This window comes from Gemmatimonadaceae bacterium (assembly GCA_037721215.1).
Taxonomy (GTDB): domain Bacteria; phylum Gemmatimonadota; class Gemmatimonadetes; order Gemmatimonadales; family Gemmatimonadaceae; genus UBA4720.
Map to the genome: position 1 here is coordinate 32,273 of JBBJNV010000020.1, position 13,203 is coordinate 45,475.

The following is a 13,203-nucleotide window of genomic DNA, read 5'->3' on the forward strand; positions in this document are numbered from 1 at the left end:
GCGGCTGGTAATTGCGACATCTGTCGCATCACCACAAGTTGGGGATGCGGCCAGCCGGTCGCCGTCCGTGGAGGCATAGCCATCTCGAAAACGCAGACAGCTAGTGCGATGATCCACCTCTGGTCTGCCCGCCGTCGCACGCTCGTCTGCGCGTCTGCGATCGCATTCATGTCCTGCCCCCTTGCAGCGCAGGGCAGGCAGGCAACCGGAACGGTGTCGGGTGCGGCCGTAAGCGAAGCCGGTACACCACTGGCAGATGTCACTGTTTCGGTCGAACGTAACGACAGCGGCGAAACGCACACGGCGGTTACCGATGAGCGAGGCGGGTTCCGTGTTGGAGGGTTGAACCCCGGACTGTACCGCGTGACTGCGCGTCGTATTGGCCACCGGGTGGCGCAGCTGCACTTCCTGCGCGTCATGGCGGGACAAACCGCCGAGATCCGCGTCACGCTCAGCGCATCGCCAACCCTGCTCTCGACAGTCGAGGTCCGTTCCAGTCCTACCTCTATCGATGTCGCCACGAGTGAACTAACGCGCCGCATCGAAGTTGCCGACGTTGCGCTGGTCCCGATGGGTCGCACGGCTGCTTCGCTTGTCGAGCTGGTACCGGGCGTGCGTAATGGGTTCGTATGGGGCGGGGCGGGTGAGGCAGCGAACAACTACCAACTTGACGGCGTTGCCGTGAACCATCCGGGGATCGGCGGAGATTTCCTCGCACCGAGCATCGACTGGATCGAATCCCTCGAGTTACGAGGGCTGGGAGCAGGCGCCGAGCATGGGGCGTTCCAGGGCGCAATCATAAATGCCATCACGAAAACCGGATCGAACGTTTGGCGCGGCGCGCTTCGCTCCCACTATATCTCACCCCGGCTGACTGATTCGAACATCCTGCCGAATGAAGAAGGCGCCGAGCAATCCATGAGGCGCGAGTTCAGCGGCGACATGCGGGGCCCGATCGTGCGCGACCGGCTCTTTTATTTTCTGGGTGCAATCGTTACCGATCGGAATGTTCAGGTGCCGCAGCTGCTGACGGTAATTCCGGATGATGTGAGGCCTGTGGAGCAGCAATTCCGGGATCTTCGCGGAATCGGCAAGCTGACCCTGAGGCCAGGTCCGCTCGATCGCCTCGACGCGCTCGTCGGTCACACCAGCAACAGAGCCGAGCACGCGAATCTCGATGGCATCGATGACCCCGCCGCGTCGAACAGGGTCAGATCACCAACGACGTTCTATGAGGCCATCTGGGCGAGGACGGGTTTGACCAGCTCGCTCGATGCAAAGCTGGCCGGGTTCACCTCGAGCCAGAGCACGGTGGGATACGCCGGTGACAGCGTACCCGCGGTGCAGGTTTTCTCCGCCGGACGTCAACCCGTCTTTCAAAACGCCATCTTCAGCGAAAGGACGGCGCCACGCAGTCTCGGCGGGAATCTCACTTACCGGAAAGAGCATGCTGCGTTTGGCGGAGTGAACCGGCTCGTCGTCGGGGGTGAATACACACGAGGCTTCTGGAAGAAAGCGCGTACGCGGAATGGCGGGATGACGTGGCTGCCGTACGTGAATCCGGCAACGGGGACGGTCAATCCCCTCGATGCTGCAAGCTGGGTCGATGCGGCCAACGAGTGGGGCGGCGAGGTCGACATCGATTCCGAGATCGAGGATCTCGGATTGTTTTTTCAGAATTATCTGAGCATCCGTCCGAATTTCACAATCACGCCCGGAGTGAGGGTTGGACGCTGGAAGGGATGGCTGGCCGGCGACAGGTCGCAAGCGAAATTTCTGGCAGCGAGCGACGCGAGGCCGGATGGTAGAATCGGAATGATCTGGGACCTGACCGGCCGGAATGACTTCGTCGTGAAGGCACACTTGGGGACATATCATCAGTCGATGAGCTCACTTTTCTTCGACAGGGCAGCAGGTAGTAACTCCTACACCAACGAGCATTTCTATTTTCAGGGTCCGCCAATCGGTGATAGCCGAACCACGTTCACGCCGGCTCAACGCGACGCGCGGCTCGACACGTTTACAGGTTTTTCTCCCACCTACCTCGAGACGATCCTGAACGAGGCGGGGTCGGTGGAGAACTTTCGACAGCCCTATGTTCGCCAGACGGTGCTGTCGATCGAGAAGGAGCTCGGTCAAAGATGGAAAGTCGAGGTTTCCTTCGCCAACAGAGTCAACAAGGACATCGTCGGATTGGTAGATCGCAATCTTGATCAGAACTACAGCTTGCTCCCGAATGTGGCAGTGCGCGACCGAGTCACGCAGCAGCCAATCTTCGACCAGTTCGGGAACCCGCTCGTTCTGCCACAGGTGTGGATTTCGAACTACGACCTGGTTCGGGCGCTCATCCGCAGGCGCGACGGATTTTTCCGGTCCCAGCCTCCGCTCACGGGTTTCTCATTCGCGGATATCGACCGGCTCAAGTTCGAGCCGGACATCGCGCTCACGACCCTGCCCGGCGCGAGGCGCCGCACCAATCAGCTGTCCGCGTCTGTGCGAACGGAACAGCAGACCTGGAGCGCGTTCGCTTCGGCAACGTTCACGGACATTCGCGGAAATGTCGAGGGCCTTACGGGTTTCGCGACGACCCGCTCGGGGTTCACCGCCGGCCCTGGAGTGCGCCGAAACGAAGGAATCAATACCGATGGACGGCTGGGGGGCATCCCTGCTTTCGATACGAAGGCGTGGTTGACGGGGCAGCTTCCGTGGGGAATCCGCGGCGGCCTGTTCACGACCTTCACCCTCGGCGAATATATAACGCCGGGCTTCCAGATTACGCCGCGGTATCAATTCCTCCTGTCCGACCGCAGCATGCTCGAGGACTCGCTGTTTGCCGGAGTGCTGGGCCAGAGCATTCTCATCGAGGAAAGAGGAGCCCGGAAATATCCTTCGTACGCGACGGTTGACTTGCGAGGTGAAAAGCGCTTCACCGCCGGAGGCTTGAGTTACGTGATTAGCGGAGACGTGTTCAACGCGCTTGCGTCCGATGCGATTGTGCAACGCAACCTTAGCGTTAACGATGCGGTCAGCAAGGATCCGACATCGCTATTCGGCGCGCCGCGCAGGCGGGCGGCACCGTTGCGACTGCAAGTGGGATTCCGAATAGAGCGGTGAGCACCGGTTAGGGTGGAAGCGGTCCGATTGTAGTGATGCCATCCGGAATATACGAAGAGCGTAGTACCAGACAGGTGATGTAACCCGTGGACGTGCGGGGCTCTTGTTAATAAGAGCGCGCTGAGCACAGTTGAGCGCCCCGGCGGGGCCGGAGCGCTCAACCATAGGGGTGGCGCGATCATGTCTGGTTGTTGCCGGAGTGGCGCAATCACGTCGGTTGCTACCGTGGCGCTCGTCCGGAATGTCGCGGATGTCCTGCTCAGTAAGGCAGAATCCCCGCAGCAATCGAGGCAGCCGCAGCTCGCCCAGCAGCATTGCTCAAGCCGATTGGGCCCAGAAACCATTCGTACACGATCGTCCCGATAAACGCACCGATATCCGCCTTGATGATTCGCTTCTCCCGCTGGGTCAGTCCGAGACGGACTTCCGTGCCCGATGCACCAACCACAATCTTAGAGGGGACGGTAGGGTAGCCGTTGCGAGCGTAGGCAATTGGACCGTCGTTGTTTCCGCCAATCCCCCCCGATTGCCACTCATCCTGATTGGCATCCCAGTAGTCGACCGAGCTGATGGCAACCTCGCCGGCGGAGATCACTGCACCTGCCTCCAGCTCCTGGAGATTGAACGCGGCGGTGCCCTGGATGGAGTAGATGGCCGAGCGAATCGCCTCCACCGACTCGTTATTATCGACTGCGGCATCGACCTGAGCGAGAAGCGCGCTGGCGTCAGCCGAGATTTCGTTCTTGCGGAGAACTCCCGGAACTCCGGACGGTTCGACGATCTGCTGCTTCGCTCCCCTGTTGCAGGCGGTGCCGGCGAAGGAAACGTCCGCAAAAGGCATCGGCTGTCCATCCTTTCGGTACGCCTTGTTGAAATCCCTGAGTGCTGCTTCAGCCAGGCGGCACTTGGCCGCTGGCGAGAGCGATCTGGCGTTTTGCTTCATGAGCTGGCTGAAGGCGTACTCGAGCGCGCGCGTATGGTAGTCTCCCGGCCAGCCATACTTTGCCCGGAGCTCATTCACCTTGCCGTTGATGGCGGGCTTCACGCTGTGATTTACGTCGGACTTCCGCGGTGAAGTCGCCGTGTCCGTGCAGCTCACCGCCGCCACTGCAATTCCTCCGGTAATCACTGCGACATACGTTGCGCGTTTCCAGATGGTTCGCATCCTTCCTCCTCGTCTGTGGAGTCTGGGCAGGTAATTCCTGCCTTGGCGCGAACCATAAATTCGATGTGGCCATCGACCGTCAGCGATTGGTTTCCGCTGTCAACCAAATCACGTATCCCGGCTGCACTGATACAGAATTAACGCTGCGATGGACGAGCCATCTGACTCATCCTCGGACGCAGCGAGGGAGTACTCCGCGCCGAAAGCTTCGATGGATTCAAGCCAGTCTTCATCATTCACCTTTGACGACGCCAACTGGCAAAGCGCTCGCTCTGCCTCAATTCCGTACGTCGCGAGCACCACGGCGCGAGAACGATCTGCGGCGGCAGCAGCCCGACCTCGCAGATGAGGCTGCGCACGAATGGAAACAGTAGCTATTCGTCTCAGCAAAGCGCGTCGCGCCTGCGTCACCGAAACGGCGCCGGGCGTGATACCACGCATCGCATCGACTGCGCGGAAATGCGAGTGCAGAGCAAACAGCGCGGCGCGCAATGCGATCCGGGATACAGGCTCGACGCTGCCGATTATCTGCGTCACTGTCACTGTTTCGCATACTGCATTAAGATCCCCGGTGGCATGCCCGTCGTTCGATGTCAACAACACCTTCCGCCCGTTCAGGACACACGCCGCGAGAAAGCCTTCGCGTTTAGCGGCGACGGCCGTTAGAAAGCCGGTCGTCGAAAGCGGCAGATGAGCGGATTGGCATTGCGAATCAGGATCACCACCTTGCCATGTCGCCATAGCGCGACGAATCGCCTCCGCCGCTGCTGGCGCCGCAACCCCACCTGATTTGACCTCAGTGCGGGCAGATTCCCGGAGCCCGCGATTTGTCTCCCCGGTACCGGTAACTACGGGCGCGCAAGGCGGCGATGCGGCAGCCCCGCCGTACGCCTGCAGGTCTGCAAACGGGGGAAGCACGTGATAATCGCCTCCGATGCTGGCTTGCGCGATGGTGAGTTTGTCCGCGATGATCTGCTCGAATTGCAACAGAGCCTCGGCACTCGCAGGAGGTTTGAATACATAGGACCACACGCGTCGATGCTCCGATTCCAGGCGCACGATTCGGCCAGTGCGCTGCACCAGCCTCGCCGGTGTCCAGGGAATATCCAGATGCACCACTACTCCGGCGTCCTGAAGATTCACACCCTCGCTGAGGATATCCGTAGTGAGGAGCAGCGATATCTGCTCAGCGGGGCTCGGTGGTGATGCACGTCGAGCGCGCGGGGCGAAACAGTCGAGAGTTTCCCGCCGCGACATCGTTCCGCCCGCTACTCTTGCGCCTCGCGCTGTAAGCGCCGCCGACCGACCGCGCCCTGCAAGCGACCGAAACAATCCGTTGACCGTATCGGAGTACTGCGAGAACGCGACGATCTTGACCCCTTCGTGCCGTTTCGCGATCCGCAGGAGCGCCGAAGCGCGCTCCTGGTCAGCTTGCCGCGTGTGATCCCTGCTTCGGAAGATCTCGAGCAGCCCCTCGCGATGCGCCCGCGCCATGCCGAGGTATTCTGCTGCTGAGCGAGTGGGCGGCGCGATCAGCTCCGGAAATGCGAGCTGCATCGAATCTTCGCCTGCGACCCATGCACGCAACTCAGCGTCAGAGGGAAATACGCCGCATTCCAGGCTGGCAATCAGCGCGGCAGTTTTCTGAAGGCGGCGCCTCAGCCCTCCCAGCAGAGCTGATTCGCTTGACGACCATTGCCTGATGAGCGATCTGGCGATCAACACGCCCCCGTCCCCGCCGTCGCGTGGAGGCAGTGGCGGCGGCAGGGCCAACACAGCCGCCGGCAAAGCATCATCCCGCGTCACATGCACCCACTCGGCCGCTTCAGCAACCGGAATTGCCTGCCCCTCACCGACAGTCTCACGCTCACGACGAATGATGCATCGGGAGATTTCGGGATCGCTCAGCGATCCGGCTCGAGAGCCGAGAAACAGTGCAAGCAGCACCGGCAGATCGCTCGATCGGTTATGAACAGGCGTGGCTGATAGAAGCAGGGTAGGTGTGTTGGAGGCCAGCGCTGACAGCTCCCGGTATCTGGCAGTCGACGGGTTGCGAGCATGGTGCGCCTCGTCGACGATGAGGAAGGCGCAGTTTTCGTGGGGTCGTCGCCTCCTGCTCAACAGCTCGAATGATGTAAAGGCCACTGCAATTCCCGCGCGTTGCGCGGACTGGCGCCACATATCCTCCAGCGATGCAGGAGCTACAACAAGTATGCTCCGGGCATGCCGCGCTACCGCGAGGGCAATGAACGTTTTACCGGTTCCGACTTCGTCACCCAGTAGTGCACCGCCAAACTCCTTGATTGCGGCTGCAAGACGTGCGACGGCCGACTGTTGGTGTGGTCGCAGCGTAATTTCGCCGAGGGCGATTTCGTGAGAGTTCGATGCGGTGCAGGTTGCATCGCCCAGCCACCATCGGGATATGAATGATCGGACTGCGTCAGGAGTGGCGACGCGCAATGTTCCCGAAGTAGCGCTTATCGAACGCTCCATGTCATCAGCGCTTCCACTTCCGCATGGCTGACTCCGTAGGCATCGAGGGTAGCTGAAACGAGCTCGTGCAGCGGAGGCGGTTGTCCACCAGCAGCAGCTGCGCCAATAGGAGCGAGGATCCCGCGCGCGCGCGACCAGTCCTTTGGTGCAGGAAGTAGAGCCACTGTCCACCCTAAATAGCGATTGTAGCCACCGCGCGCGGGTTCGGCGATGGCATTCAGCCACGCGGCCGTGACCGGCGAGTTCAGCAGCGTTGCGAGAGTGTGTGCATCGGTCATGTCGCGACATCGCGCGACGTAGCAGGTGTTGAGCGCCACTACTGGATCGCCGGCAGGAATCGCAACCGCGCGCGGTATCTTTCCGATATCAGACCAGAAGACGCGCGGGGCTTCCGCGCTTGCGCTTTCCGTGCGAAACAGCATCCACCACCGTTCCCTGCCGGACGCGTCGCTGCGATCCTCCAACCGGCGCCGCCAGCTTCCCAGCCATTTGCGGGCATGTGAGGGGAGCTGACGGAGTGCCAGCCCGTCGTCGCCATGCGTCCAGACGATCCGGGAACCGGCCGGCACTGTTTTCCATGGCACAACCGAGTCGCCTCGCGCGAGCGGGCGAAGCAGGGTGCTCTCGATCTCACCGGACCGCCCCGCCGACTTTACGATCGACACTCCATCGATGCAGCTCTCGTCGACCAGCTCGACCACGAATGCTTCATTGCACCCCGTTTTGACTCCGAGCAACGGACGGCCGATGATGCTTTCGCTCAAGGGAATGCCGGCTGCGGCTAGCAGGTTGAATGCTGTACGAACCTCCGGTGGCAGCAGCAGCCACGGGCTTCCAGGCGATGGATCGAAGGCAAGTCCCGCCGGGTCGAACGACCATGTTGCGACTACAGAGCGGCGATGGACATACGCGCTGCCGCCCGGACATTCGATGCGATGGGAAGATTTTCTGTCGAGCGGGATCGAAAACGTATGGGATCCCATGGGATCGGCGCTGCCGGCGGGCATGGTCACCGTTTCCCGCGACTGGCTGATCCCTGGCAAACGGCGCGGCACAACCGGGTTCACCGTGGCTACAACCAGCGATGGATAGACCACGGCATCGAACACCTGTGGTGAATCGGTCAGGTCGTGGATCTGGGTGAGTCGCGTATGGCGCAGGAGAAACTCTCTGACTCCGCCTCCCGCCAGCGATCGCCAGAGTTTGGCTGGGACCAGCAGTGCGATTGTTCCGGACGGGCGGGTGAGACGGACAGAACGCTCGATGAACAAAGCAGCGAGGTCGACCTGAGAGGCAAACCCGCTTGCGGCGCCGGCGGACTGCGCGCCGCTCGCCCATGCAGAATGCCGAAAGACCCAGAAGTCCTGTCGAAAACTGGCGCGTGCAGTGGGGTTGAAGTTGCCGGTTCGCACCCAGGGCGGGTTGCCGATCACGAGATCGAATCCGCCCGCTGCGCCCGCATCGGCAAAATGTGTCTGAAAGGAGAATGGCAGGGCTGCTCCGCGCCCGATTGATCGCATTTCGCGGCGGGCCTGTCGCATTGCCGTGCGGATCGTCGCCAGGCTTGCAGCGATGCTGACCGGTGGCGGGAGACGATGTCCAAAAAGGTCGCGAGACCGTGCAGTGGCAATAAGGTCAAGTCGTGTGAGCGTGAGGGCGCGGATCGTTGCTGCGAGGCTCTCCAGGGCGCAGGCCCGCTCGGTTCGATCGATAGCGCGGGCGAGGGTTTTTCTGCGCGGTCCGGTTGCTCGCGCGTACTTCGCGCGGGCGGTTGCCAGTCGCCTCGCGTCGCGGAAGGTGTCGCGGTCATGGAAGCCGCCGCCCGAGAGGGAATCACCAACCCTGATGTGTCGATCGAGGTTTGGCAGCGGCCGGACTTTCATTGGGTCTCGCTCGGGATCTTCGATTGCCATCGACAGCCAGAGCCGCAGCTCGCACAGCCAGACCGCCATGGGGTTGATGTCCACGCCGAAGATGGAGGATGTGAGAATCGATCGCCGAATCGTGTGGGGTGGCCGGACGTCTCCCAGGCGGGTGCACAGTGTGGAAAGCTGTTCGAGGATATGCACGAGGAACGCGCCCGATCCACATGACGGGTCGAGTACGCGAAAGCTGGAGATTCGTCCCAGAATCTCCTCCCGTGCTTCTGGTTCCGGGATCTGGCCAGCGAGAGCACGTGCTATCGTCTCAATTTCTGTGTGGGGGCCAGAGAGAGCGCCTGTCAGACCTGATGTGGTGAGCTCGCCGACGAGGGACTGAGGTGTATAGAACGCGCCGGTTGTTTTCCGGTTCGACGATGCCATCAGCGATTCGAACGATTTGCCAAGCATTTCCGGATCGATTGCGGCTTCGGACCAGACGGCTGAGTCTTCGCGTGCGGTAAAGCGGTATCTCGTGAGCAAATTCGCGTAGAGGTTGCCGAGTGATTCATCGGTGAACCGGGCGTTGCGGAGGTTGCGTTCGAGTGGGGAGCGTGCGAAGAGCCCGCCGTTGAGGAATGGCACCTTGCCGAAGGAGCGAGCCCGGGGGGCGCGGTTGCGGGGAGGCGTGTTGAGCGTGCCGAAGAAGAGCGGAGCCAGTACTCTTTCATGATAGCGTCCGCCGGTAACCATGCAGTCGGCGTAAGTGTTGGCGAGGAATGCGTGATCGCGATTCAGCCATCCCTTTGTTTCGAGGAAGCAGAGGAAGATGAGGCGGGATGTGTAGACCAGTGCCAGTTCGGCGGCATCGGATTGCGATGTGGCGTTACCCAGGCCTTGTGCCATGTCGCTGACGGAGCGTTGAAGGCATCGAAAAAAGCTGCGGCCGATTGATTGTCGGCCGAGTGTTTCGAGCCAACGCTGGTGGGTGAGGGAGTCTGAGGTGGTGGTGGCTGCGGAGAGTGTGCAGATCGTTTCAGCGTCGCTGTCGACGATGCTGTTGCGGTTTGCGATAAGTGCGGCGATTCGGGGCTTGGCTGTGTCCTGGCTCCATGAGGCGATGGCTATCTCGCCGGTATCGGCGGTTGCGATGATGAGCCAGAGGAGGTGTGGGGTGGTTTGTGAGAGGTGAGATGCGCAATCGCTGATGGCTGAGCGAAGTGCGGAGGGGCTTGTTGCCGCAAAGGTCAGTGCGGACAGAGCGCCTTTGCCGCGGGCGATGTGCGGTGAATTGATGTTGTGGGGGAGTCCGAGTCGTTCGCATGATTCTGCGTCGAGTGGGACGATGTCGGTCGTGAATCCCAGTTCGGCGAGGAGGGCGGTAGCGCTGTTGATATCAGTAATGCGACTCAGGAGTGCCGAGGCGGAAGCGAGGGAGTGCATGGGGTCGACGCTACCGCGGGTGGCGGGGGCGGCCGACATCGTTCTGTTACGGGAGGAAACGGGGGATTGCCGGGGGTCGGGGGCCGGGGTCGCCAAGACCGCGGATTGAGGACTCTTGCGGATCCAGGCGTTGAAGGGGAATCTTGCGGAGCCCGCCAAGCTCGAGCTGGAGGTCCTCCTGACGACGGCCAGCATCGATACCCGCCAGGAGCAACGTGACACTCATCTCCGATCACCCGATTTTTTCGATGCGGAGAAGTGGCCCGGAATGCGGTTCGTGGGGAAAAGAATTAAAGGCGATATAAAGGGAGAGTTCACACTCTATGGCGACATGACAATCCGGGATGTAACCCGTGAGATCGAGCTCGCCGTGACGAACGAAGGCTCAGTCCGCGATCCCTGGGGCATGGCCCGGGTTGGGTTCAGCGCGAAAGGAAAGCTTGACCGGCAAGAGTTCGGGCTGAGCTGGAATCAGGCGATCGAAGCCGGCGGGTTTGTCGTCGGAGATGAAATCAGGATATCGGTAGATGTGGAGTTCACTGATATCGTGGCGGAAACAGCCGCGGCTGTGCCGCAACGTCAGGTCGACACGTAATCCCGCCCCTTCCACTGTACGTTCTGCCCTCGCATTACAGCTCGCAGGAATATGTAGAAGATGACTGCGCCTCCAAGGGGATAAAGAAAGGCGCACCAGAGCGGCTCGCCGATGCGCCGATAGGTATCAAGCCACGTCGAATACTTCTGGACGCGCACACCTTTGTTCTGTGGATGGCGATACTTTGACGACGGTGATTGTGCGGGTTCCTATCAAATCTCGCTTGAGAGTTATGGATTTTTCCAGTAGCCCGAAATTGCAGAGCGTAAGCACGCGGCGACTTTACCTCGACTGGCCGTCCAACTCGCGCTTCTGGTTCCGAGCGCTGTCGCTGATCACCCTCCTTGCATCATGCTCGGTGCTCACTACCGGGCCGGATGTTTCCAGCGTAAGCGGGGGCTATAAGTTAGAGGCTGTGGATGGGCAGCCATTACCCGTGATTATTGAGAATACGGCGTGTCCACGTGAGATTTTTGACGGCGAACTTCATCTCGATCCGAAGGTCTCGAACCGGCGGGCGCTATACGGCATCATCGTATACGCGAGATTGAGGTGCGATCCGAATCGCGTTCTCCAGGGAGAAGCCGGGACACCGCTCTTCGATCTGGGCCGCTGGAGTCTGGATGGCAGACGAGTAAATTTCAAGTCGAGCGAAGGCTACGGCGACTATTCAATCACATCGGTAGACCCCGGACCCGCCGACGGTCTTCCAGGTCCCACGCTCGTCATTAATCGCGATGGACGGCAGTATAGATTTCGACGCGACCGTCTTTTCGGTCAGCTGCCCTGAGTTCGACGGTTTATCAGGCGTGTTGCGCTCCTGGGTGCACCGAACCTGACTGCGCTGCACGGCTTACTCACAGACACGCCGAAATAGGTTTTCTCGAAGTTCATGGCTCGCCGGATCATTCAATTGGGCGTAGGTGACCGCAACCAGCGCCGCTGGAGCCGCATGGCTACAGTGGCTGAGAGACTACCCGGCACGTTGCATGGGAGACGATCAAACTGGCTCGATAAGTACCTTTCAGGTCGACACGTAATCCCGCCCCTTCCACTGTACGTTCTGCCCTCGCATTACAGCTCGCAGGAATATGTAGAAGATGACTGCGCCTCCAAGGGGATAAAGAAAGGCGTACCAGAGCGGCTCGCCGATGCGCCGGTAGATGTCAAGCCACCAGACGAGAGATACCGTGCTGACGACGACCGCCCAGACGTAAATGACGGTCGCAACCGGCTGCACGAGCGATATCAACAGAACGACCAGTGGCAGAACGCTCCACAGAGGCGCAAGAAGGAGAAGCAGGGGGAAGAAGAATCGTCCCACTCGTCCCATCGGAACGGAATCGCGACCGCCTGCGTAAACATTCTTCCCCCAGCCGTGGACGAGTTCGCCAAATGACGTGTACATCCGCGTCGAGAGCTGCTCGATTCCTTCCTCCAGCACTACATGCTTGCCGCGTGCGAAGAAGCGTTGCGCCATCATCATATCGTCAGCGACATGGGACTTGACCAGCGAATGGCCGCCAAGCTCGTCGTATGCCCGGCGCTGAACGAACAGACACTGCCCGTTGGCGATCTTGTCACTGGTTTGCCGTGATTTCGTGACGCTCTCCGTGCCGCCGTATCGCACCGCCATTATTCCGAAAATGTGGGGCTGGACGATTCGCTCCCAGAAACTTCCCAGCTCCTGTCGTCCCATCACCGAAAAGAGGTCGGCGTTTCGCCGCATGATTGCGTTGACCGACCGGGTCAGCAGGTCGGGCGCATGCTGTGTGTCAGCGTCGGCGAAGCACAGGATGGTTCCGTTTGCAGCACTCGCGCCGGTGTTGCATGCCCATTGTTTTCCGAACCATCCCTCAGGAGGATGCGAATTGTCGATCACGCGGACGCGGGAATCCCGCAAGGCGATGGCGCGCGCGAGTTCACCGGTGCCGTCGGCGGACTGGTCGTCGATGACAACAACTTCACATTCAGGGTACGTCGTGGTGAGAACCGAATTCAGGCAGCGTTCGATATTGCCCGCCTCGTTCCGCGCCGGTATCACGATCGTCACCAATGGCGCGGGCGAGGGCGGCTCGACACTCTCGGAAGCGAGCGATACCGAGTGTCGCACACGGAGAGCGGTGGCGATGTGCGCGATCACCCAGGGCAAGGCCGCTGCGGCGCCGATCAGAGTTTCCATCACGGGAGAAAACTAAGCGTATCCTGCCGCCGCCTCTCTCGAAAGTCTCCCCCGGACATCGATACCCGAATCGCTGACAGTCAGCCCGTTCCCTCCACCCCTCCCGAGCTTTTCATCGACTCGGCGTCAGCAGGCTCGCCGCCCAATGATGTCGTACCACTACTCGCAGGATTCTGGCGCGCTGCGTCAGGGCCAGGCTTTTCGCTACCTTCGGCCTCAGTGCGCTGACCGGCTGGTGACTTCCCGGCCCGGTCATCGCTCGTTCCGTCGCCCTGATCGGCAGGGTCAGGTGGCCTGATAGTTCCTTCTGATTCAGACCCTTCCGACTCGATCGCTCCCATGCTTTCCTCGC

At 60.8% G+C, this 13,203-nt stretch carries 9 protein-coding genes; 3 read left to right on the forward strand and 6 right to left on the reverse strand.

Annotated features, from left to right (window positions below):
• Positions 1 to 108: 108 nt before the first annotated feature.
• Complete coding sequence (locus WKF55_11725; GenBank protein MEJ7760244.1) at positions 109 to 3,114, forward strand: carboxypeptidase regulatory-like domain-containing protein; 3,006 nt, start codon at positions 109 to 111, stop codon at positions 3,112 to 3,114.
• 259 nt (positions 3,115 to 3,373) lie between these two features.
• Here the strand turns inward: WKF55_11725 and WKF55_11730 are convergent, their stop codons facing one another.
• The 3 genes from WKF55_11730 to WKF55_11740 form a co-directional block, all read right to left on the reverse strand.
• Positions 3,374 to 4,279: a hypothetical protein gene (locus WKF55_11730; protein MEJ7760245.1), complete on the reverse strand. Its 906-nt coding sequence runs from the start codon at positions 4,277 to 4,279 to the stop codon at positions 3,374 to 3,376.
• Between the two features lie 108 nt (positions 4,280 to 4,387).
• Entirely contained in the window at positions 4,388 to 6,772 is a 2,385-nt protein-coding gene (locus WKF55_11735; GenBank protein MEJ7760246.1) for a DEAD/DEAH box helicase, read from the reverse strand.
• Entirely contained in the window at positions 6,757 to 10,113 is a 3,357-nt protein-coding gene (locus tag WKF55_11740) for a DNA methyltransferase (protein MEJ7760247.1), read from the reverse strand. The genes WKF55_11735 and WKF55_11740 overlap by 16 nt, the downstream gene beginning before the upstream one ends.
• 91 nt (positions 10,114 to 10,204) lie before the next feature.
• Between WKF55_11740 and WKF55_11745 the strand changes: the two genes are divergently transcribed.
• Complete coding sequence (locus WKF55_11745; protein ID MEJ7760248.1) at positions 10,205 to 10,669, forward strand: YceI family protein; 465 nt, start codon at positions 10,205 to 10,207, stop codon at positions 10,667 to 10,669.
• On the opposite strand, the gene WKF55_11750 is transcribed toward WKF55_11745, so the two are convergent.
• On the reverse strand, positions 10,654 to 10,827 hold the full coding sequence (locus WKF55_11750) for a hypothetical protein (GenBank protein MEJ7760249.1): 174 nt from the start codon (positions 10,825 to 10,827) through the stop codon (positions 10,654 to 10,656). The genes WKF55_11745 and WKF55_11750 overlap by 16 nt on opposite strands.
• Positions 10,828 to 10,925: 98 nt before the next feature.
• Here WKF55_11750 and WKF55_11755 point away from each other — a divergent pair, with 98 nt between their 5' ends.
• Positions 10,926 to 11,459, forward strand: a complete 534-nt coding sequence (locus WKF55_11755; protein ID MEJ7760250.1) for a hypothetical protein — start codon at positions 10,926 to 10,928, stop codon at positions 11,457 to 11,459.
• Between the two features lie 234 nt (positions 11,460 to 11,693).
• On the opposite strand, the gene WKF55_11760 is transcribed toward WKF55_11755, so the two are convergent.
• Together WKF55_11760 and WKF55_11765 are read right to left on the reverse strand one after the other, a co-directional pair.
• Positions 11,694 to 12,851: a glycosyltransferase family 2 protein gene (locus tag WKF55_11760; protein ID MEJ7760251.1), complete on the reverse strand. Its 1,158-nt coding sequence runs from the start codon at positions 12,849 to 12,851 to the stop codon at positions 11,694 to 11,696.
• Between the two features lie 80 nt (positions 12,852 to 12,931).
• Positions 12,932 to 13,192 (reverse strand): hypothetical protein, encoded by a 261-nt coding sequence (locus WKF55_11765; GenBank protein ID MEJ7760252.1) that lies wholly within the window; start codon positions 13,190 to 13,192, stop codon positions 12,932 to 12,934.
• Positions 13,193 to 13,203: the final 11 nt, after the last annotated feature.